This window comes from Xanthomonas hydrangeae (genome assembly GCF_032697525.1).
Taxonomy (GTDB): domain Bacteria; phylum Pseudomonadota; class Gammaproteobacteria; order Xanthomonadales; family Xanthomonadaceae; genus Xanthomonas; species Xanthomonas hydrangeae.
Window position 1 is genome coordinate 2,708,537 of sequence record NZ_CP103836.1, and the last position, 18,157, is coordinate 2,726,693.

The 18,157-nt window shown below is 62.8% G+C and carries 29 protein-coding genes; 1 reads left to right on the top strand and 28 read right to left on the bottom strand.

The window, feature by feature from the left end; genetic code table 11:
• Positions 1 to 7: 7 nt before the first annotated feature.
• The 16 genes from NYR97_RS11265 to NYR97_RS11340 form a co-directional block, all read right to left on the bottom strand.
• Positions 8 to 1,195, bottom strand: a complete 1,188-nt coding sequence (locus NYR97_RS11265) for a site-specific integrase (RefSeq protein ID WP_212580285.1) — start codon at positions 1,193 to 1,195, stop codon at positions 8 to 10.
• The gene (locus tag NYR97_RS11270; RefSeq protein ID WP_104650065.1) at positions 1,195 to 1,419 is read right to left on the bottom strand and encodes a hypothetical protein; all 225 of its coding nucleotides are present in this window, start codon (positions 1,417 to 1,419) and stop codon (positions 1,195 to 1,197) included. Before NYR97_RS11270 ends, NYR97_RS11265 begins: the two co-directional genes overlap by 1 nt.
• Positions 1,416 to 1,625, bottom strand: coding sequence for a DUF7696 family protein (locus NYR97_RS11275; protein ID WP_260300132.1), 210 nt, complete (start codon positions 1,623 to 1,625; stop codon positions 1,416 to 1,418). Before NYR97_RS11275 ends, NYR97_RS11270 begins: the two co-directional genes overlap by 4 nt.
• Positions 1,622 to 1,894, bottom strand: coding sequence for a hypothetical protein (locus NYR97_RS11280; protein ID WP_184433184.1), 273 nt, complete (start codon positions 1,892 to 1,894; stop codon positions 1,622 to 1,624). Before NYR97_RS11280 ends, NYR97_RS11275 begins: the two co-directional genes overlap by 4 nt.
• Entirely contained in the window at positions 1,891 to 2,115 is a 225-nt protein-coding gene (locus tag NYR97_RS11285) for a hypothetical protein (RefSeq protein WP_053045216.1), read from the bottom strand. Before NYR97_RS11285 ends, NYR97_RS11280 begins: the two co-directional genes overlap by 4 nt.
• Positions 2,112 to 2,384 carry a hypothetical protein gene (locus NYR97_RS11290; protein WP_104650067.1) on the bottom strand — a complete coding sequence of 91 codons (273 nt, stop codon included), beginning with the start codon at positions 2,382 to 2,384 and terminating at the stop codon, positions 2,112 to 2,114. Before NYR97_RS11290 ends, NYR97_RS11285 begins: the two co-directional genes overlap by 4 nt.
• On the bottom strand, positions 2,377 to 2,559 hold the full coding sequence (locus NYR97_RS11295) for a hypothetical protein (protein WP_039408452.1): 183 nt from the start codon (positions 2,557 to 2,559) through the stop codon (positions 2,377 to 2,379). Before NYR97_RS11295 ends, NYR97_RS11290 begins: the two co-directional genes overlap by 8 nt.
• Positions 2,552 to 2,977, bottom strand: a complete 426-nt coding sequence (locus NYR97_RS11300; RefSeq protein ID WP_039408449.1) for a hypothetical protein — start codon at positions 2,975 to 2,977, stop codon at positions 2,552 to 2,554. The genes NYR97_RS11295 and NYR97_RS11300 overlap by 8 nt, the downstream gene beginning before the upstream one ends.
• 78 nt (positions 2,978 to 3,055) lie before the next feature.
• A complete protein-coding gene (locus NYR97_RS11305; protein ID WP_316693012.1) occupies positions 3,056 to 3,328 on the bottom strand; it encodes a hypothetical protein in 273 nt (90 codons plus the stop codon).
• Complete coding sequence (locus NYR97_RS11310; protein WP_316693014.1) at positions 3,328 to 3,615, bottom strand: hypothetical protein; 288 nt, start codon at positions 3,613 to 3,615, stop codon at positions 3,328 to 3,330. The genes NYR97_RS11305 and NYR97_RS11310 overlap by 1 nt, the downstream gene beginning before the upstream one ends.
• Complete coding sequence (locus NYR97_RS11315) at positions 3,612 to 3,830, bottom strand: hypothetical protein (protein WP_039408439.1); 219 nt, start codon at positions 3,828 to 3,830, stop codon at positions 3,612 to 3,614. The genes NYR97_RS11310 and NYR97_RS11315 overlap by 4 nt, the downstream gene beginning before the upstream one ends.
• A gap of 320 nt (positions 3,831 to 4,150) precedes the next feature.
• Complete coding sequence (locus NYR97_RS11320) at positions 4,151 to 6,847, bottom strand: toprim domain-containing protein (RefSeq protein ID WP_316693017.1); 2,697 nt, start codon at positions 6,845 to 6,847, stop codon at positions 4,151 to 4,153.
• 9 nt (positions 6,848 to 6,856) lie between these two features.
• Complete coding sequence (locus NYR97_RS11325; RefSeq protein WP_316693020.1) at positions 6,857 to 7,069, bottom strand: hypothetical protein; 213 nt, start codon at positions 7,067 to 7,069, stop codon at positions 6,857 to 6,859.
• Positions 7,066 to 7,344, bottom strand: coding sequence for a hypothetical protein (locus NYR97_RS11330; protein ID WP_053045211.1), 279 nt, complete (start codon positions 7,342 to 7,344; stop codon positions 7,066 to 7,068). The genes NYR97_RS11325 and NYR97_RS11330 overlap by 4 nt, the downstream gene beginning before the upstream one ends.
• A 10-nt stretch (positions 7,345 to 7,354) precedes the next feature.
• On the bottom strand, positions 7,355 to 7,675 hold the full coding sequence (locus NYR97_RS11335) for an ogr/Delta-like zinc finger family protein (RefSeq protein ID WP_316698183.1): 321 nt from the start codon (positions 7,673 to 7,675) through the stop codon (positions 7,355 to 7,357).
• Positions 7,676 to 7,677: 2 nt separating this feature from the next.
• Positions 7,678 to 7,935: a DNA-binding protein gene (locus NYR97_RS11340; RefSeq protein WP_039408422.1), complete on the bottom strand. Its 258-nt coding sequence runs from the start codon at positions 7,933 to 7,935 to the stop codon at positions 7,678 to 7,680.
• Positions 7,936 to 8,006: 71 nt separating this feature from the next.
• Here NYR97_RS11340 and NYR97_RS11345 point away from each other — a divergent pair, with 71 nt between their 5' ends.
• Positions 8,007 to 8,444 carry a helix-turn-helix domain-containing protein gene (locus NYR97_RS11345; RefSeq protein ID WP_316693027.1) on the top strand — a complete coding sequence of 146 codons (438 nt, stop codon included), beginning with the start codon at positions 8,007 to 8,009 and terminating at the stop codon, positions 8,442 to 8,444.
• Between the two features lie 336 nt (positions 8,445 to 8,780).
• On the opposite strand, the gene NYR97_RS11350 is transcribed toward NYR97_RS11345, so the two are convergent.
• The 12 genes from NYR97_RS11350 to NYR97_RS11405 form a co-directional block, all read right to left on the bottom strand.
• Positions 8,781 to 9,677 (bottom strand): SEL1-like repeat protein, encoded by an 897-nt coding sequence (locus NYR97_RS11350; RefSeq protein ID WP_316693028.1) that lies wholly within the window; start codon positions 9,675 to 9,677, stop codon positions 8,781 to 8,783.
• Between the two features lie 77 nt (positions 9,678 to 9,754).
• Positions 9,755 to 9,925: a hypothetical protein gene (locus tag NYR97_RS11355; protein WP_316693030.1), complete on the bottom strand. Its 171-nt coding sequence runs from the start codon at positions 9,923 to 9,925 to the stop codon at positions 9,755 to 9,757.
• A gap of 529 nt (positions 9,926 to 10,454) precedes the next feature.
• On the bottom strand, positions 10,455 to 11,438 hold the full coding sequence (locus NYR97_RS11360; protein ID WP_316693032.1) for a phage late control D family protein: 984 nt from the start codon (positions 11,436 to 11,438) through the stop codon (positions 10,455 to 10,457).
• Complete coding sequence (locus tag NYR97_RS11365) at positions 11,435 to 11,836, bottom strand: phage tail protein (protein WP_316693034.1); 402 nt, start codon at positions 11,834 to 11,836, stop codon at positions 11,435 to 11,437. Before NYR97_RS11365 ends, NYR97_RS11360 begins: the two co-directional genes overlap by 4 nt.
• 12 nt (positions 11,837 to 11,848) lie before the next feature.
• Positions 11,849 to 14,719 carry a phage tail tape measure protein gene (locus NYR97_RS11370; protein WP_316693036.1) on the bottom strand — a complete coding sequence of 957 codons (2,871 nt, stop codon included), beginning with the start codon at positions 14,717 to 14,719 and terminating at the stop codon, positions 11,849 to 11,851.
• A gap of 29 nt (positions 14,720 to 14,748) precedes the next feature.
• Positions 14,749 to 14,862, bottom strand: coding sequence for a GpE family phage tail protein (locus tag NYR97_RS11375; protein ID WP_005922203.1), 114 nt, complete (start codon positions 14,860 to 14,862; stop codon positions 14,749 to 14,751).
• 8 nt (positions 14,863 to 14,870) lie between these two features.
• A complete protein-coding gene (locus NYR97_RS11380) occupies positions 14,871 to 15,173 on the bottom strand; it encodes a phage tail assembly protein (protein ID WP_228314727.1) in 303 nt (100 codons plus the stop codon).
• 45 nt (positions 15,174 to 15,218) lie between these two features.
• Positions 15,219 to 15,728 carry a phage major tail tube protein gene (locus NYR97_RS11385; RefSeq protein ID WP_011038108.1) on the bottom strand — a complete coding sequence of 170 codons (510 nt, stop codon included), beginning with the start codon at positions 15,726 to 15,728 and terminating at the stop codon, positions 15,219 to 15,221.
• 30 nt (positions 15,729 to 15,758) lie between these two features.
• Positions 15,759 to 16,925, bottom strand: coding sequence for a phage tail sheath protein (locus NYR97_RS11390; RefSeq protein WP_316693043.1), 1,167 nt, complete (start codon positions 16,923 to 16,925; stop codon positions 15,759 to 15,761).
• A gap of 11 nt (positions 16,926 to 16,936) precedes the next feature.
• Positions 16,937 to 17,296 carry a GPW/gp25 family protein gene (locus NYR97_RS11395; RefSeq protein WP_169707211.1) on the bottom strand — a complete coding sequence of 120 codons (360 nt, stop codon included), beginning with the start codon at positions 17,294 to 17,296 and terminating at the stop codon, positions 16,937 to 16,939.
• Positions 17,293 to 17,856, bottom strand: a complete 564-nt coding sequence (locus NYR97_RS11400) for a phage baseplate assembly protein V (RefSeq protein ID WP_316693050.1) — start codon at positions 17,854 to 17,856, stop codon at positions 17,293 to 17,295. Before NYR97_RS11400 ends, NYR97_RS11395 begins: the two co-directional genes overlap by 4 nt.
• 78 nt (positions 17,857 to 17,934) lie before the next feature.
• The gene (locus NYR97_RS11405) at positions 17,935 to 18,141 is read right to left on the bottom strand and encodes a hypothetical protein (protein ID WP_232372850.1); all 207 of its coding nucleotides are present in this window, start codon (positions 18,139 to 18,141) and stop codon (positions 17,935 to 17,937) included.
• Positions 18,142 to 18,157 lie beyond the last annotated feature (16 nt).

Here is an 18,157-nt window from a genome sequence, read left to right on the forward strand (position 1 = left end):
GGGAAAATTAGCTGCGCTTTGGCGGTTTTACCACCGGCAGCGCATGGTCATAACGGCCTGTCGTTGCTGGTGTCACGTGCCCTGCAGCATCTTGTTTGTCGCCCCGGTTACCCACTGTGTCGGTAATGCCGCGATGCTTTAGGCCATGTAACGAAAAGCGCTCCTGCTTCGAAATGATCCCGTCTTTCATTGCGAGCGTGATGAATCGCTGCCAGGCACTATCAAGCGATGACTTAGCCATCGGATTACCGGTCTGTTCAACAAGTAGGCGCCGATCCTCAGCCTTGATCGGGACTGCAAAATTTCGACCGTTTTTGGTCCATATGGCGGTTCGTCGTGCTACGAGGAAATCCCACGCTTCGATCATCTCTGGATCCCACTCGGTAAGCGTGTCGCGTGATCCCTTGCGCCGTTGCGCATGGATGCCTGTTGGCTGCTTATGTGTGTCGTTGAGTGTGCACACCTCGATGCCGCGTAGGCGCGCGCTATACGCGAGGACCATGACTGGCGCGAGATAGCTCGGGCAGCTGCCTTTTGTATGCGGCGGAAGGGAGCCGCGCTCTCTTGCGAAGGTCAGCACCTTGTCGAACGCGGCCGGCGTCGGCATCCGGTGTTTCTTTGCTTCGCGTGCTTGCCTCACGCCGATGGCTGGATTCGATCTGCATAGGCCGACGCGCACGCCCCACGCGAGTGTGCGACGTAAATAGCGATGAAGGTGATTTGCCTTACTAGGCGTCGCTGGAAGCGCGGGTTGGTAACGGTTGGCTGGCCGCCCCATCGCGAAGACTTCTACGAGTCGCTGGACCACAGGTGTGGTGATGCGATCGACCTGCACCGAGCCCAACTTCGATCCGTCTTTGCGAAGATAGTTGGCAATGGAGTCGGCATAACGCCGGTAGTCATCTTGCGTGTCGGTTGCCAGTTCCTTGAACTCCAACGACTCGTGAAAGCGATCGAAGAGATAGCGCAACGTGCCGCGCGTGCCCCTACCTGCACGTTCCTCAACGATTCCATGCAATTCCGATAGACGAGCTCCAGCGTACGCCACGGTTTGCTTTCGCGTGGCCCCGCCTTCTGGATGCGGCTCGACGACGTACCACCGGCCATCCTCCCAATACAGGCCGCGCGGGAGCGCGGCCTGGTCAATGTGTGCCGGTATGAGTGGATTGAATTTGCGCTTGCGGCCTCGTGCCATTACATCAGCTCCTGTTCTGTATCCATCTCGGTGGCATTGTCTTGCTGCAACCCAAGGGCGGCATTGAGCGCATCTAGCGTTGTCCAGATCCCACCTCGACCGTCGTACTTGTAACGGATGCCCTGATCGTTGGCCCAACGCACCACGGTAGCTGCACGAGGGGAGGGGCCAACTGGCGCGCATAGGCGCCGCAGATCCTCAAATGTCAGTACACCTCCGCTCATGCATCTTGCTCCTTGGTCCACTCCCGCCTGTGCCGCCATTGCTCGCGCATTTCCTCCACGAGCATGTCAGCTGCGGCGTAGCCGCGCTGGGCCGCGATTCGGAGCCGTAGCTCTCGCACCTTGGCTGCATCCACATAGCCCTGCCGAAGCCAGTGGCGCGCCTCGCAAGCCCTGCGAAACCCTTCCATATTCGCGCCCTCGATCATCGCTGGCGCGTGCCAGTGAAGCGCAGGCCGAGCTGCACGACGTTTGGGGAGCAGTGACGTGGCTGGCGTGGTGCGCGGATCCGATGCGCTCGGCGCCATTCGATCATGGCCAGCTCGTAGCTAGGATGCTTCTGCGTGCGCCCACACACGCACTCGATGAAGTGCCCGCCGCCCGCCTCGGGGCGGCGGGCATCGAGCATATGGCGAGCCATGTGGCCGTTCTTGCAGGGCGGCAGCGGATTATCGTGGTCGACCTGACGTTGCGTCACGGTACCTCCAGGCGCAGCACGCGCTCGGCGTCCCGGAGATGCTGCACGGTGTCGGAGTCGATCCGGTCGAGCGCCTGGGCAATGGTGTAGTCCATCTCGGCCAGCCAATCGGCCCGATTCAGCACCAGAGCGGCGGTCAGCGCCTCCCCGGTGGACAAGGTGCCAGGCTCTCCCACACGCGCGGCAGCGCGGGCAATTTCGATCGTGCGCTCCAAGTTCATGGCTGCGTCCTCCATGCAGCGCCGAGCTGGGCGCGTGCTTCTGCGACACGCATGAGACGCAAGCCCCAGCGTACCGACCACGTTTGCGCCTGCTGTTCGTTGCAGGTCAGGATCAGCTGCCCGAAAGGTTCCAGCCGATCAGCTCGGAACGTGAACAACAAATCGTCCAGTTCGATGACCTCCTGCAGGCCGAGTTGCTGACACAGCACCTCGGCGTTGAGCGATTTGCAGCTGCCCTGCGGGCCTAGAAGGATGACGGACTCAGCCATGAGCAGCCTCCCGCCGCACAGCCATGCGGGTGCGGCGACGCAGGCGCTGCGGCACCTGTCCAACAGCCAGGCCGGTCTGCGTGAGGCGTGGACGGCGCGAGGCCCACAGCTTGTAGACCAGCGCGCCGCCGGCGGCCGGCGCCAGGATCATCGCCAAAGCGAGCAACTCAACCATGCGCCACCTCCTGCGCGGCCTGGGCCACAGCGGCGGCGGCGGCGGCAGTCGGTCGGCGCGGCAGCATGTTGGCCAGGTCGAAGGGGAAGTCCAGGCCGTCCATGAACTCGGCCAACTCTGTGCTGATCCGGTCTTCCGCCGTTGTCCACAGGCGGGGGCCGTCGATGAGTTTCCAGCCGGTGCCTGTGCCGCGACGCCGCTCCCAGGACTGACGCTCCTGGCGCAGTGGTCCCATGTCCAGGGTGGCAGTGACCACAACCGCACCATGCGTGACGTGCATGGTGATGGTCGCCGAGCAGTCACCCATGCCGCGATCGTAGGCGACGACGGCCGGCGTGCTAGCCTCCGCGCCAGGTCCGGTGCTCAAAACCAACGGACGTGCTGCCGTGGCTGGACGTGTTCCAGTGTGCTGTTGCATATCGACTCTCCTGAGTTGCGTTGGTGGAGGGCCTTGGGGCGGTGTGACAGCACCGCCCGCCGGCCCGCTGTTGCGGGGTTAGATCAGGTCGGCGCCGGATGGCGGGATGCTGGGATCAGGCTCACGCAGACGCTGCGCGCCGTTGAGCACATCAAGGAGTTCCTGGCGGATGTACTCGGCCACTGCTGCCGGTCCGTCGTGATTGATGCCTGCCTCGATCGCGACATCATTGGTCAGCGCCGCGAGCAACGCGGCCGCGTGGTACGCGCGCCAGAGGCGGTACTGCTCCTCTTCGGTGATCGAGAAATCGGCGTCCGCCGGCAGCTGTACGTTCGGGTGAGCGGCGTCCATCAGGCCACCTCCAGTGCGGGCATGCGATCGATTACCCACTCCTGCAGTGTGGCGGCCTCGGCTTCCGGAATCACAACGTGCAACGAGCCAATGGCCAGGCCAGTGCCGTCATCGACCAGGAACAACTCGGAAGCCTTTTCGATCGCGCTGCAGGCGAACATGACCGGTGGGCGGTCATGCAGGCTGTCGGCGTACAGTTCGGCCAGGACGTCGGTCGCCCGGATCTGCAGGAGCAGGTAGACGCCGGGGGCGACGCGCAGCGCTTTATGCAGGTCGCGGCGGCTCACTGGCGCACCTCTGCCAGGTCGGCATTGGTGCTGGAAATGGCGGCTTCGACATCGGCCAGCGTAAGTGCTTCGGGCGCCTTGCCCATGGCCTGCAGCTTCGCCTGCAGGGCGAGCCAGGCGGTGTGATTCCAGTCGAGGGTGTCGGCGATCAGGCCGAAGTAATGTGCGATCTGACGCGCGGCATTGGCCGGCGCTTCTTGGGCGTCGTAAGACATGCGGGCTCCTAAGTCATTGGAGTCCGGCACTTCGCTGCTAAACGAGGTGGCGGACGGTGCGCGGTTAGCAGACCGGTAGGAGTCACCGGCAGGCCCGAAGGCCTCCGCACACCGCCCGCCATAGAACTGGCTGGCACGTACCCACGTCGATGCAGCGGGCGTAAAAAAAGCGCCGTGCATCGATCGATGGGCGCTGGTGCGCCTCCTAGTCGGGCTGCTAAACCCGGTCGCCGATTGTGCGGCGACGAGGTAATGGTTGCTCCGCTCCAGGGTAGAAGTCAACGGAAATTTCTCAAAACTTCTCACATGTGCAAGCGTGCTCATTTGGCGAACACCCAGCACTTCACGGTGGTGCCGACGCCGGTCAGATCGTCCTTGAGGACGGCGCTGTTGACCGCCACGTTCGCGCCGATGAACTTGTGCCGGCGCGAGTCGCCGAGCAGCGCACGTAGCACCTTTAGATCGGGCACCGACTGACTGAACTGCGCGGCCCGCGCAGCGAAGTGATTGAGGTTGATCGCAATGCGCTGCGCGTCGCGGCTGTGGTTGACCACAGCTTTGCCGTGTCCGGTGGCTTCGAGGTATTCGTAGACCTCCCAGAACTCGTTGACCATCGCGTGGTCCGCACTGATCGCCTTCTGCCGTTCCAGGGCCATTTCCAACAGCGCGAGCCGTGTCTGCTCGACCATGTCGTCGGGGATGGTGACGACCAGGCGCAGGCAGTCGAACAGCGCCAGCATCTGCGCGTGGTTCTTGATGACGCGTTCCAGGCGCAGATCCTGCTGCGCGCGCAGCTTGGCCTCGAAGACCTTTATGCGCTCGGCGAACAGATCGAGGATGGCGCGTTCCTGGCGGATGGCACGCACAAGGAAATGGCTGACTTCTTCGACCTGCAGCGCGTTGAGATTGTCGGCCGCGATACGGCTTTCGGTGGTGACTTGCGGCCGTTTGAAGTGCAGCTTCACGATGCGCGTGAGGATCGCCTCGCTGGCGTCCACCGCAGCGTTCTGGGTGATCACGATCGTGCCGCGAAACGGCGGCTCATAGGTCTCGTTGCCGCCGTTGCGCACGCCACGGGTTGCCAGGGTGCCGCCGCCGAAGAAGTCTTTCAGCTCATCCCACTCGAACGTCTTGGAGTGCGCTCTATCAGGCTCGCTGCGGTCGGCCTCCAGCAGGACGACGGGCATGCCGGACACCTGACCCATGGCGCGCGCACGGCCGGCCTTGGACGACTTGGCCGGGTCGAAGCCCTCGTAGTCCGAGCGGCCCAGCAGCTTCCACAGGAACGTCAGCAGCGTGGTCTTGCCGGCGCCGGCTTCACCGGTGGCTTCGAGGAATGGAAAGCTCTTGTGCCCGGCCCGGATCTGCTCGGCGAATAACGAGCCAAACCAGAACGTCATGGCGACCATGCCGTGCGTGCCGAAGCACTGCCACAGCCACGGCAGCCAGTCCACGCGGAAGGCCTCGGCGTCGCGCTGAATTTCCAGACGGATGGACTTCTGCGTGGTCTTCAGGCGCAGCTTGTCGAACTCAAAATAGTCCTCTTCGTTGGCCGTTACCAGCTCACCGTCGCGTACCGCCAGGTCGCCGAGCAGGTAAGCGCGGTGCTCTTTGCTGTAGCCCACGAAGTCGATCGCGTCGACCTTTTTGATGGCCTCGGTCTGCTCCTCGATCAGGCGGTCCAACTGGTGGCCGGTACCGGTGAACATGGCGCCGGCTGCCAGAGAGATCAGGCGCTTCTTGAACTCGGACGCGCTGGAAACATGCCCACCAGTAAAGGTGCCCTTTACGCTGGGCTCGTCGTGCGGGAAGTCCACACGGAAGTAGTACCAACTCTCGTCCGTGACCTCCTGCCGCTGGAAATACAGCGCCTCCGGGTAGCAATTGGCGATCTTCTGCACGGAACATGCAGCGCGCTTGATCTTCCTCAGATCCTCGGCAGCAACCTCGTCGCCGTCGTCGGCATCGATGTCGCCCAGCTTCTCTTTACGCAGTTTGTCGAAGCGCTGGGTGTCGAAATCGAACCAGTACAGGCGGGAGCGATACTCCAGCCAGAAGTCGTTGCGGCCGTCGTGCTCGAACATCAACAGGCCTTTGTCCACCGCCGTGCGGGCCACGAGCAGGTCGCCTTGGTAGCGGGCTTCTTTGACGTCGTTGTCCCATTGCCTGGGATCGTCGGACGCGATCGCGCGCAGATGCAGGTCGTTCCAGTCGGTCTTCTTGCCGTCGTGCTGGAGGATCTGCGCCGCCCGCGAGTCAAAGCCTAGCGCCGCTGCGCCTTTGATGTGCTTGTGTGTGTACGCACGGGCGCCCGGCTCGTTGTCCAGTGCCCACACGAGCGTCGGAAGATCGGCCATGCGTGCCTTGGCCAACTCGCGCAGCGATTCTTCCGGAAATGCGTTGGAGGACATGGCCGACACTGCACACAGGCCGTGCTGCAGGAGCGCGATCGCATCGAAGATGCCCTCGACGATCCACACCTCGCGCGCGGTCTGCATGGCTGTCAGCGATGCAGGCGCCGCCCACCACACCCCTGCATAGCTCTGGCCTGGCGCAAAGCGCGCCTTCTGCTTGCCGAAGCGATGCGGACGATCAATCAGGCGCTCCCACCAGCCGCCCTTGACCAGCGCAAAGCGCACAGTCGCGGTGCCCGCGCTGATCTTGCGATCGTAGTGGCTGTCCTGGGTGTAGAGGCCTTTCAGCGGCGCCAGGTCAAAGCCACGCGAGAACTGCAGGTAGGCATCGGCCGCAGCGTTGGGGGCCGCAGCCGTTGGCTGGAAGCGCTTGGACCAGTCGTCGAACAGGTCGTCGTACAGATCCTTGACGTGCAGCTCGCGCCCGCACTTGGATTGGCGGCCGCACTTCACCACCCAAGGCTTGAGATGGTTGGTGTAAAGCTCTTTCTTGCCGCACGACGGGCACTTGCCGCCGCGCATGTACTCGGTACCACTACGGTGCTTGAGTCCGTAATCCCGTTCTAGCCGGGACAGCACCTGTTGCCGCAGATCCTCTTGCATCGAACTTCCTTAGACGCCGAGCGAGCGCCGAGGCGCGAGCGGAGCTGTGGCGTTGTCGATCACGACGTAAGCGCCGCCGGCAAGGCGGTGCGCGTCAACGGCAGCAGCGAGCAGTCGTGCTTCTTCATGCTTGGCGTGCGGCGCTATGCGCTGCGGGACATTGCTGGCCGCATCAACGAATCGCGGCTCCTGTGCGGTGAACCAGCTATTGGCGTGTCTCACGAACCGACCTCGGTGCTTACCCTTTGGAGATGGAACAAAGCCGCCGCGGCGTCGGTCAGCGCGACAAGGCGCTCGTCGAAGGCGTCAGAGGTAGCAAGGCCTTCGCGCATGAGCGCCGCAACTAGAACTGCGCCGAAGCGCTGATTTGTCTCCGGAGCGGCAGTGCGGCCGATGTAGCCGTGCTCGGTTTTCACCAAGCCGCCGTGGATGAGCGCAACTTCCAGGCAAAGCTTCGCCGTGGGCGGCAATGCCGCCCAATCAATGGTCTTTCGCATTAGGGATGCCTCAGAGGTGAGGGAAGAACTGCTCACCGCCGACGGGAAGCAGGTCGAGCTGGCGGTCGCCTAGCGATTCGCGGTAGGCCTGCAGGGCTTGGGCGCGCTGATACGCCGGTGTTGGTGGAAGCTCGCTGTGTGAGGTGGACACACCGCTGGGGCTGGCAATCCCAGTCAACTCCGAATGGCCTGTGTAGGTCGCACCACACATCGGGTTCTCGCACACGTAAGAGTCATGCCGGAGGAACTTGTGTGCGAGGACGCTGGTGCGCTTGATGAGACGTGCACTGCACGCTTCGCAGCGAAACACGATTTTTTTCCGACCAAACATGCTCACCCCCTTGAGCTCTTAGCGGTTGGGATTTCTGTGGCACTATTGGGTGGTGCCTTGAGGCCTAGGGCGATCGCCGCCTTGTGAGACTCGCCATATTTGCCTTGAGAACGGCCCCGGAGCAGGTCATGCACAATCGACCGATCCACGCCGTTCTGTCTGGCGAATGCCGAGACCGTGATGCCATTTGCTTCGAGCCACTGCCGCGCCTGTTCCGGGCTGCGGGGCGTGAACTGCTGCATTTGACTCTTCCGGGGCATGTGGCGGTTCCGTCTACTTTTGGGAATTTTGTGGACTTAACTCAACATTGTCAAGTAAGGAAATGCCTGTAATGACCGTAGGGAAACGCCTGAAGGAAGAGCGCAAGCGACTTGGCCTGACGCAGGACGAGATGGCTGTGCAACTCGGCCTCACGCGCTACGCGCAACTGAACTTCGAGAAAGACATCAATCTGCCCGGCGGAGCTTATCTACTGGCCGCGCTAGACCGTGGCGTTGATGTCATGTACGTGCTGTCTGGACATCGGGCGCAGTTGGACCCTGCTGACAGGCTCCTACTGTCTGCGTTCAAAGATGCAGCACCGGCTGCTCGCAACGCTGTGCTTGCGGCATTGGGCTTGGTAAGCGATGCCTCGTCTTCCAATACAGGGACTGGCCCGGTCCTGTCGTTCGACAACAGCGACGTGGGCCAAGCGGTTTCGACCACAGCCATCGTGGATCAAAGCAACATGCAGATTGTTGTTGGTGGACGCAAAAAAAAGAGCAAGTGATCAGCATCGCGATTGGGCAGCTGCTCGTGAGAAATTTGCCGTTATCGGCTATACCTGCCTGAACTGTAGAGCTTGCTAGCTCGAAAAGAAAAAGCCGCCGGTTTCCCGGCGGCTTTTTTAGGTGTCGGCGCATAGCTCCTTGCGATCCAATCGCCGCCATCCTGGCAGCACGAGTTGGCCTGACAACCAAAGTCAGAATGCCTGATTACTCGTGTGCCAGCTGTAGGAAATCTCCGCTTGTGTATGTAGGTGATGAGCCTGATGAGCGGTGAAAGGCGGCTATCGAACAATAGTTATAGATTTGATGCTTGGGGATAGCGATGCCATCCTAAATTCCTATCTGCAGCAGTTTTCATAGATCGCCTCAGCCTGCTCATGTGCTGCGCGCATCTGGTCTCGTGAAAGGGTACTGGAGTAGTTGTCTACGATTTTATCGAGGTAGACGTTCGATCCAGTTTTTTGAGCTGCCATGTAGTATGCGAAGGACTTCACAGGATCTTTTGGCGCCATGATTCCACGTTGACTGTCGCCCGCAATTGCGAGAAGAGCGTCAACACTGCCTTGTTGTGCGGCTCCTTCAAGGAATCGGGCAGCATCCTTCTTGTATTGAACTAATTTCTCGGGATCTTTTAGATAATCCTGCCTTGATCCGATGATGGAAGTGGAGTCTCTGGCGTACATCAACTGCGCCTCCAGAGAACCTTGTTCGGCTGCCTTCTTTAGCCACTCACCGTTCAAAAGCTCTGGGCGATTTGCCAAATTAGCGCAATCATCTAGGCTTGACTCTGCGCCCTTCAGATAGCCTTCGCCGGTCGCCGACGCCTGGTGCGCTAGCGCACTTCTGCTAGCAGACCCACTCAAAGTGTTCTTGCACTCAAGTGCAGCGAGATATATCGAATAGGTGGCAACAGCGTCGCCTGATTCTGAACGTTGAAGAAGAGAGTCGATGTACTTCGCAACATCTCCAGGAGGCCGCTTCTTATTCCTTACAATGCTGAAAGCCTTTGGACCTTGTCGTTTGACAACATCACTATCTATTTTCCTGTCAGCTATAAGAGTTGCCACTGGTGCTGAAACTCTAGGCTGTGCTCTCTGTTCCGACCGCTCTGTGTTGCCGTCCACTGTCAACTCTGGTGAACGGGTAGGACTGTGAAAGGCGTAGATGAATAAGCCCGCGATAATTAATAACGCGGCAGCGGAAAATAAGTACTTATTTTTTTTGGATATATTCAATTAAAAATCTCCGCCGCAGCACTATGCCATGCTACCTCTCAACACGACCTTAAATGGATTCAAGCGCACAGGCAACGCTATGCGCTTGACCCAAGTTTAGTTTTCTTGGGTTGGCGGACCAACGATGACCACGCCACCGCCACCGCCACCGCCGCCACCACCACCACCGCCACCACCACCGCCACCGCCACCAGTGCCAGGTTCAGGCGGATAAGTCGTAATCGGTGTTGCTGGCCCACCCATGACATTTCCGCTATCAGTCGCGGTGTAAGTCACACATGCACCCCCGTTGCAAATTGTGATTGTGTGCCCGGGTTGGAGGTCGTAAACGTATCGAAAGTAGCCAGGTCTGGACATTTCAGACCGCCAAGTGTCAATGAACACTTGGGTGATAGGGTCGGGCATCGGAGTGCCCAACAAACACGTATCGCAATTGAAAGGTCCCCAGATCTCATTCACCGCTTCCTGTGCGTAGGCATAGCCTCCAATTGCCAAGAGCAAGCCAGTACCAAGAGCAAGGCGTTGCTTCTGCTTTGTGGATAGCTTGGGTAAGAGCTTAAATCCATTCATGTGCATACTTCCTTCTGTAGTGAATTGGTGCAGCTATGCGAAGTCAGCTTCGTCATTTCTAGGCAGCGTTTAGATTTGCCACTCAATCGACTAGATCCATTGACTTCAGCAGCGAGGTTAGCTCGACTCGGGCTAAAAGTTTGTAGGGGAAATCTGATATGTTCTGGGAACGCCTGATTGCAGTGGCGTGCAGCGCGTGAACTCAAGTCAACTTGAGCTATCCAGCTCGATTTGTGTAGCGAAGCCAGTGGCCTTGATCGTGTGAATTGCTTTGGATATGAGCCATTTCATACCTGAAATTTCAGACTTAAACCCATTGACCGTGACTTCTTGCTCTGGTGACAAATCGGCGCGGCCTGTAGCAAGCACGTACTCAAATTTAGACACACCGCGTTTGATCCGCTCCAACTCAGCGTGCGCATGCTGGCGTGCTGTTGCCTCATCGGCATACGACTCGCGCAGGCGCTTGGCGTTGTCGTCTGTGCCAACCAACACCGACTGTCGCCGCGCCTTGCCCTTGTCTACCCAGTACGCACGCACGCCGGTGTAGGCATCTCGGTCGGCAACGGAGTAACGGTGTTGGTCGCCGTCGCGCCGCGTCAGGGTTACGGTAGGTAACCGCGTGCCGGTCGCTGTGGTCCCGGCGCCAATCGGCGTAAAAATCAGCGCTCCACCCTTCACCGTTGCCACTGCATCGAAGCGCTGCCCCAGGCGGGTGAGCAGATTCATATCGCTTTCGTTGGCCTGGTCGAGATGTGGCAGATTGGTGCGCGCGAGCGCCTCTGCCAAACGCGGCGTCAGTCCATGCTCGCCAGCCAGGGTGTTGAGCACTGCACCCAGCGTGGTGTTATGCCAGCTGCGTTCGCGCCGTGTGCGCATGTTGGCAGTCAGATCCGCGCTGCGCGCGCGTACCGTGATGATGTCCGGCGCGCCGCTGTACTCCACCTCGTCCACGACGAAGGTGCCTTTTTCGACCAGGCCGGTAGCTTTCCAGCCCAACGCCACGGCCAGACGCACGCCGCGTTTGGGCAGCGCCATCTTGCCGTCATGGTCATGGATCCGCAGATCCAGCTGGTCGGCTTCGCCGCCACGGCATTCGGTTAGGGTGAGATCGAGCAAGCGCGGTGCGATGCGCTCGGTGAGGTCGGTGCCATCGAGCACCACGCGCCACTGCGGAGTCGGGTAGCTCATGCTGCGGCCGCCTCGGGCGCCACGTCGTCGGTGCGGCGCAGGCTGAGTTGGAACTCGACACGGCGCGGCGTGCCATCCGGGAAGAACAGCGAGGCCGTCTCGTTGACCGCCAGCAACACATACGGCCCGTACACCCAGCCCGTGCCGTCGACCAGCGGCAGCGGCTCGCCGTCTGCTGCGAGTCTGCGCAGCGTGGTCAGCGATCCTCGCGTGCCGGTCAGGTCGGGAGCGATCAGGCCCGACAGCTCGATGGTCTCATCGCCTGGGCCCAGGAACTGGCTGGCCGCGCGCGCGCCCACGCGATCGCTGGTGGCGTGGCGCCAACTCATCTGCCGCTGCAGCTGCAGGTACGCGGCGCTATCGAGGGCAAACACAAACGTGCCGTAGGACATCATCATCGGGGTGGATCCTCAGTCGTCGCGCAGGCTGGAGCGACGCGTGGCCGCTGTGCGCCGGTCGCGCTCTTCAAGCTGGCGGGCGACTTCGCGCGCCAGTGCGGTCACATCCATACCGGGTGCGGCATTGACGTGGATGACGTAGCTGTTGCCGCCTGCAGGCGCGCTGGCGGCGCGCACAGGGGCTGACAGAGGCGCACGGCTGTCGATCGCCGCCACGGGCGCTGTAGCCGTCGCCAGGGCCAGGCCGGCGCCCACCGCCCGCATCCGGTTGCCAAGCGCCGTGACGGCCTGCACAGGCGCGCCCTGGCCGCGCTGCAGGCCCACGGTCAGGCCCTGCATGGTGAAGTCGCCCAACTGGGCAAACACGCGCGAGGGGCTGTGGATGCCCAGCAGGCCCTTGAAGCGGTCGACCACGCCGGTGCCGACGCTGGCGATTGCATCGCCGGCCGCACCGAGCTTGGAACGGATGCCCTGGATAAGGCCGCTGATCATGTCCGCGCCGGCCTGCAGCATCCGGGCCGGCCAGTTGGCCAGCTGCAGGTTGATGCCGGCCCACAGCTGCAGCAGCCCCTGGCGGATGCGATCGCCGTTGCCGGTGAACACGCCCACGATCAGCGACCACATGCCTTGGACGGTCTGCCAGACGCCGCCGAGGATCTGCTTGATCACCGGCAGCACGAACACAAACGCCTGCACCAGCCAGCCGATCGCCTTGACCGCCAGCTGCAGCTGGGTGACCAGCACCGCGCCAATGATCTGCCCGAATCCGCGACCGGCCTGAGTTGCACCGTGCAACTGGGCGGTGGTGGCCTCGAACGGCGTCAGCAGCTGCTTGACCCACGCCCAGGCCTGGCCCATCGCAGCAGCGACGGTGTCCCACACCGGCGCCAGTGGCGCCAGTGCGGCTTTCAGCTCGGCCAGCACCGGCGCGGCGACATCGACGATGCCTTGCCACACCCCGATGGCGAAGGCCTTGATCGGTCCCCAGTACTTCCACACCAGCAGCGCCACCGCCGCGACGGCCGAGCCGATCGCCAGCACCGGCAGGCTGACGCCGCCGAGCAGCGGCAGCAGCAGGCGCGTGCCATTGGCGAGCATGGGCAGCACTCGGCCGCCGAACGCCAGCCCCTGCCGCAGCAGCGCACCAAAGCCGCCACCACCCGACAGCAGCGCCACAGCGCCGTGGATCTGCGAAAACGCCATCGCGGCCACGCCGCCGGTCACCAGCAAACCGCCCAGGATCGTGACCAGCGCGGCGCCGGCGATCGCCGTCTTGGCGATCGCACCCACCACCACCGGATTGGCGCGGATCCACGTCGTGACCTGGCCGACCACCGCAGCCGTGCGCTCGGTCAGTTCCTTGAACTGCGGCAGCAGCGCCTGGCCGATCGATTGCGACACCACTACGGCGGTGTTCTTCAGCAGCTGCAGCGAGTTGGCCGAGGTGGCCACCCGCGATGCGTACTCGGCCGACATCGAGCCGCCATAGTGCTGCGCGTCGGCGACCTTGGCGAAGTTGCCCTGCAGCAGCTCCAGATTGGTCAGCAGTGGCGCGATCGCGCCGATCGACTCGCGGCCGAACAGCTGCGTCATCGTTGCGGCCTGCTCGGCTTTGGGCAGTGCGCGCAACTTCTGCAGCACCGACAGGATTGCCCCGCCTGCGTCCTTCTGCATGACCTTGGCCATGGTCGTGGCCTTGATGCCCAGCTTGTCGAAGGCCTCGCGCTGGCTCTTGGTGGCCGACTCACCCGAGGCCAGGGTGAGCAGCATGTTCTTGATGCCGGTGGCCGAGACTTCCGACTCGATGCCCATGCCGGCGACGGTGGCGCCCAGCGCTGCCAGTGGCCCGTTCTGCAGGCCGGCGACCTCGCCCAGGGCACCAATGCGGTTCACCACCGCGCTGATCTTGTTGACGCTGGCCGGGCCGGTGTTGCCGAGGTAGTTGATCTTGTCGGCCAACACGACGACCTCGTCCTGGCCCATCCGGAAAGCGGTGCGCCAGGTGGCCATGGTCTGGCCGGCTTCCTCGGCACTGCTGTCGAAGGCCACGCCCATCTTGGCCGCGTCCTCGGCGAAGCGGACCAGCTCCTGGCGCGGGATGGCGGCCTGGCCGGCGGCCGCGACGATCTTGGCAATGTCCGCCGGCAGCATCGGCAGGCGCATGGAGAGGTTCTCGACATCGCGGCCCATCTGCAGGAACTGCTGCGGCGTCTTGAAGTCCACGACCTTGCGCACGTCAGCCATGGCCGATTCAAACTCCATCGCATCGCTGATCGGCAGCACCGAGGCGCCCAGTGCGCGCTGGCCGGCGAAGGCCATGCCGGCGCCATAGGCGCTCGCCTGCAGGCCAGCGCTCTGGATCCGGGCGGTGCGACGCTGTGCGGCGTCGATCGCCACCAGCCGCTGCTGCTGGGCGCGCATGGCGGCGTTGGTGCTGTCGATCTCGCTGCGCAAACGGCGCTCATGCGTGACCAGCTCGCGGGTGCTGATTCCGGCCGTCTCCATACGACCACGCAGGCGCTGCAGGCCGGCTTCCTGCGCGCCGTGTGCGGTCTTGAGTTCGCGTGCGGTACGCACGGCGCGCTCAAACTCGGCATTCATGGCAGCGGTGGGCGTGCCGGTGGCCTTGATCTGTTGGGCAAGCGTGCGCACCGATTGGCGCTGCGCATCGAGCGCGGCCTTGGCGCGCTGTGCCTGCGCGACCTGCTCGCGATAGGCGCCGATGTCGCGTTGCTGGCTGTTGAGCTGCCGCAGCGCGTCGCGCTGATTGCGAAGTGCGGTTGCAACGCCGCGGCTACCGCTCAACACGCGCCGGAACGGGCCGGTGGCGCGGTCGACGGCCGCCAGGATGACCTGCAGGCGCAGATTGTCGGAGGCCGCCATTTAGGCGGCCTCGTTCGTGGGGTGGGGCATCATTCGGCTCCGCTTCGTAGGCGGGCACGCTCGCGCCACGCCGTGAGTTCGTGCAGCGACCAGCCGTCCATTTCAGACGGCGGCCAGTGGAAGATGGCCGCGATGTCGGCCATCGCATCCTCTACGCAGTTGGGAAGTCCGTCTCCCTCGTCGCCTTCGGCAAGAAAAAAACCACGGTCTCCTGGCCGACCGCCACCAAGTCGGCCGGATCCATCGCATTGACGTCGGCGGTGGTCAGCGTGGGCGAGGAAATGCGCGGCAGCAACGTCGCCAACGCTGTGACATCCATCTGCAGCAGATCGGCAAGCTTGAGGCCGCGCAGTTCGCCTGCGCCAGGCTTGCGCACCTTGATCTCGGTGATGGTCTGCTCACCACGCACGATCGGCTGGTCGAGGGGAATGGCTGGGGAAAAGGTCGGGGTCATCGGAAGGTCTCAGGGCTGAGGCCTGGCGGCGCCAGGCCGAAAGGGTCAGGCGCCGATGGCGCGGCGGTGAGGCGCAAGCAGATCAACGCCGTTGACGATCTCGATCATGTTCATCAGATCGATCTCGATCACGGTGGAGCCATTGATCATCAGCTTGTAATAGCTGGCGGAGGTCTTGACCGAGAACTCGGTGTCGTCGCCGGACTTGCCGGTACCGGGATCGATCTCTTTGTGACGGCCGCGCACCACAAATTCGACGGCATCCACTGCTCCGCTGTCGTCGCGTTGGTAGGAGCCGGCAAAGCGCAGCTGCACGGCGTTGTGCGTCGTGGCGCCGTACTGATTCAGCACGCTGCGCATCATGCCGCCGCACTTCCATTCGAGCTCGATCTTCTCCTGGCCGAAGTCGATATCGACCGGGCCATTCATGCCGCCGCCGCGATATTCCTCCATCTTGCGGGACAGCGTCGGCAGCTTCACTTCGACCACCTGGCCGAGATAGCTCTCACCGTTGTTGAACAGGTTGAGCGCTTTGAGTTTCTTGGGCAAAGCCATGGGTTTCTCCGGGAATCTATGGCGGGTGCGTTACGCGTTGACGCGTTCGGCAAAGTCGGCCAGGTAGCTGGTGGTGATCTTCTGGTACAGCTGCAGGTTCTCCAGCGGCGGCACCGGCGTGTAGTCGTAGTCGATGCGCAGCGCGCCATCGGCGAGCGTGGTGGCACTGTTGACCGTGCCATCGAACCAGGCGGTGGCATCGATCAGGTAGCCGGACGCCTTCATGTCGCGGAACATGGCGTTGATCGTCTCGATGACGTCTTTGACCAGCGAGGGATGCATCGGCTTGTCGACGTAGAACGCCACGCCCTCGGCGATGGTGTCGGCCAGGACCTGCGCGGTACGCGTGGCCGTCTCGAAGGCGAACATGTTGTCCTCCGCGCACGTGCGCGACCCCCAGAACCGTTGCCCGTTGAAGTTGACCAACGTGGTGATGTCGGCCTCGTTGAGCAAACCCGCATCGGTAGCCGGATCCTGCAGATCCCAATGCACATCCTTGGAGATGCCGGTGACGCCGGCCACGGGCACATTGGACAGGCTCTTGTGCCAGCCCTGTTCGGTGTCGATCTTGGCGCGCAGGCCGAGCGCACGTGCAGTGGCATAGGCCGCTGTCGTGGTGCTGGTGGCGGTGTCGAAGGCCAGGAAGTCCGGCCAGATCAGCATCAACTCGCGATCGCCGAATTGCCCACGGTAGGTGATGGCATCGGCCACGGTCTCGGCGACTGGCCGCACATAGGCCATGGCGCGCAGCTTCTTGGCGATGGTCGCCAGCGCCTTGGCGACGGGCAGCGTGTCCAGCCCAGGTGCACCCAGGATGCGCGGACGCACGCCCAGCTGTGCTTGCGCTGCGAGTAGTGCATACAGGCCGGTGTAACCGCTGGACTCGGCCTTGCCGATGACGTTGGACGAGGTCTTGCCTGCGTCTTCGCCTTCGGCCACACGCACGACCACGGTCACCGGATTGGTCTGGTCGGCGATGCCTTGCAGGGTGTCGCGCAAGGTGCCCTTGGTGCCGGCACTGGCGATAGCACCCAGCACATCGGTGACCAGCACGGCCTTGTTGAGCGGAAAGACCTTCTCGTCCGCATCGGACGCGGTAGCGACCAGGCCGACGATAGCGGTGGAAACGGTGCGGATAACGCGCGCACCTGCGCTGACTTCGATGACGCGGACGCCGTGGTGGTAGGCAGTAGACATAGGTTCCTCGATCAGGACGAGCGGAAGCGGAGCGGGATGGTCATGCGCAGGCGCGCATTGGCGGGAGCAACGTCGGTGCGTTCGCCTTCGATCGTCAGCACGAAGCTGCCAGGCGTGTCGCCGATGACCAGGTCGACGCGAGTCAGGCGCAGGCGCGGCTCCCAGCGCATCAATGCGGTAGCGGTGGCGCCGTAGAGCAGCGTGCGGGTGGCCCCGTTGGACGGCTGGTCGATCAGCTCGGGCAGCAGCGAGCCGAAGTCGCGGCGCTGCTCGCGCGTGCCGATGGGCGTGGTGAGGATGCAGGCGATCGACTGGGCCAGGTGCTGCTCGCCCTCGATCACGCGGCCGGTGGCGGCATCGACGCCGATCACTGCGGGCCGCCGCTGAGTGCGCTGCCGGCGGTCACACCGGTGGTCTTGTGGGTCTTGAGGCTGATCCCGCCGCCGATGACATCGGTGGTCGCCTTCGCGGTACCGGTGATGGTGGCATCACCATTGAGCATCGTCTTGCCGTTGACGGTCAGCGGGCCATTGAGCGTGATGCCGCCATCGGCAGTAACGGACGCGGTGCCGCCGCTGGGCAGCGTGGCCTGCAGCGCGTGCGCCTCGGTGTCGTAGTGGATCTGCGCGCCATCGGCGAAGCGCAGCACGTGGAGCGTGTCGGACGCGGCAGGCGCTGCGAATTGGTCGGAGTACAGGCCCCGTAGCACCACGCCATCGGCCAGGTCGCCAGCCGGCGACAGCACCACGACTTGTTCGCCGATTGCCGGCGCCGACCAGATGATGGTGGTGCCAGCCAGGGTGACCACCCAGGGCAGATAGTCGGTCAGCATCTCGCCGACCTGCACGCGGCATCGCGCGTTGGCAAGATTCACTTCGGCAACGGTGCCGAGGCGAATGGCGTTACTCAGTGCGGAGGATGCGTTGCCCATGCAGTCATGGTCGTCGCGCGCGTGCAGGATGACACCGCAGTTGTGCTGTAGCTGCGTGATCTACGCAGCACAGCGGCGCTACAAGTTCGCAGGCGGCTCAGGTGCGATGACTTCGCGCTGGGTGAACTGCGCGTCGAAGTAGTACAGACCATCGCCACGATTGAAGTACATGCCAGGTTCGCACACGGTCTTGTCTTGGAGTGCGCGGAACTCGAAACCGTCAATGGTGAAGGCGCTATCGGAAACGATGATGTTGACCACCACGTCGGTCCCGGCTTGGATCATCGCGTAACGTCCAATC

What these genes read in the sequence shown, in the direction of transcription:
- NYR97_RS11265 (WP_212580285.1), bottom strand. Translation starts at nt 1,195, where the DNA reads ATGGCACGAGGCCGCAAGCGCAAATTCAATCCACTCATACCGGCACAC.
- NYR97_RS11270 (WP_104650065.1), bottom strand. Translation starts at nt 1,419, where the DNA reads ATGAGCGGAGGTGTACTGACATTTGAGGATCTGCGGCGCCTATGCGCG.
- NYR97_RS11275 (WP_260300132.1), bottom strand. Translation starts at nt 1,625, where the DNA reads ATGATCGAGGGCGCGAATATGGAAGGGTTTCGCAGGGCTTGCGAGGCG.
- NYR97_RS11285 (WP_053045216.1), bottom strand. Translation starts at nt 2,115, where the DNA reads ATGAACTTGGAGCGCACGATCGAAATTGCCCGCGCTGCCGCGCGTGTG.
- NYR97_RS11290 (WP_104650067.1), bottom strand. Translation starts at nt 2,384, where the DNA reads ATGGCTGAGTCCGTCATCCTTCTAGGCCCGCAGGGCAGCTGCAAATCG.
- NYR97_RS11295 (WP_039408452.1), bottom strand. Translation starts at nt 2,559, where the DNA reads ATGGTTGAGTTGCTCGCTTTGGCGATGATCCTGGCGCCGGCCGCCGGC.
- NYR97_RS11300 (WP_039408449.1), bottom strand. Translation starts at nt 2,977, where the DNA reads ATGCAACAGCACACTGGAACACGTCCAGCCACGGCAGCACGTCCGTTG.
- NYR97_RS11305 (WP_316693012.1), bottom strand. Translation starts at nt 3,328, where the DNA reads ATGGACGCCGCTCACCCGAACGTACAGCTGCCGGCGGACGCCGATTTC.
- NYR97_RS11315 (WP_039408439.1), bottom strand. Translation starts at nt 3,830, where the DNA reads ATGTCTTACGACGCCCAAGAAGCGCCGGCCAATGCCGCGCGTCAGATC.
- NYR97_RS11320 (WP_316693017.1), bottom strand. Translation starts at nt 6,847, where the DNA reads ATGCAAGAGGATCTGCGGCAACAGGTGCTGTCCCGGCTAGAACGGGAT.
- NYR97_RS11330 (WP_053045211.1), bottom strand. Translation starts at nt 7,344, where the DNA reads ATGCGAAAGACCATTGATTGGGCGGCATTGCCGCCCACGGCGAAGCTT.
- NYR97_RS11335 (WP_316698183.1), bottom strand. Translation starts at nt 7,675, where the DNA reads ATGTTTGGTCGGAAAAAAATCGTGTTTCGCTGCGAAGCGTGCAGTGCA.
- NYR97_RS11340 (WP_039408422.1), bottom strand. Translation starts at nt 7,935, where the DNA reads ATGCCCCGGAAGAGTCAAATGCAGCAGTTCACGCCCCGCAGCCCGGAA.
- NYR97_RS11345 (WP_316693027.1), top strand. Translation starts at nt 8,007, where the DNA reads ATGACCGTAGGGAAACGCCTGAAGGAAGAGCGCAAGCGACTTGGCCTG.
- NYR97_RS11355 (WP_316693030.1), bottom strand. Translation starts at nt 9,925, where the DNA reads ATGTCATGGGTGGGCCAGCAACACCGATTACGACTTATCCGCCTGAAC.
- NYR97_RS11360 (WP_316693032.1), bottom strand. Translation starts at nt 11,438, where the DNA reads ATGAGCTACCCGACTCCGCAGTGGCGCGTGGTGCTCGATGGCACCGAC.
- NYR97_RS11365 (WP_316693034.1), bottom strand. Translation starts at nt 11,836, where the DNA reads ATGATGATGTCCTACGGCACGTTTGTGTTTGCCCTCGATAGCGCCGCG.
- NYR97_RS11370 (WP_316693036.1), bottom strand. Translation starts at nt 14,719, where the DNA reads ATGGCGGCCTCCGACAATCTGCGCCTGCAGGTCATCCTGGCGGCCGTC.
- NYR97_RS11375 (WP_005922203.1), bottom strand. Translation starts at nt 14,862, where the DNA reads ATGGCCGACATCGCGGCCATCTTCCACTGGCCGCCGTCTGAAATGGAC.
- NYR97_RS11380 (WP_228314727.1), bottom strand. Translation starts at nt 15,173, where the DNA reads ATGACCCCGACCTTTTCCCCAGCCATTCCCCTCGACCAGCCGATCGTG.
- NYR97_RS11385 (WP_011038108.1), bottom strand. Translation starts at nt 15,728, where the DNA reads ATGGCTTTGCCCAAGAAACTCAAAGCGCTCAACCTGTTCAACAACGGT.
- NYR97_RS11390 (WP_316693043.1), bottom strand. Translation starts at nt 16,925, where the DNA reads ATGTCTACTGCCTACCACCACGGCGTCCGCGTCATCGAAGTCAGCGCA.
- NYR97_RS11400 (WP_316693050.1), bottom strand. Translation starts at nt 17,856, where the DNA reads ATGGGCAACGCATCCTCCGCACTGAGTAACGCCATTCGCCTCGGCACC.
- NYR97_RS11405 (WP_232372850.1), bottom strand. Translation starts at nt 18,141, where the DNA reads ATGATCCAAGCCGGGACCGACGTGGTGGTCAACATCATCGTTTCCGAT.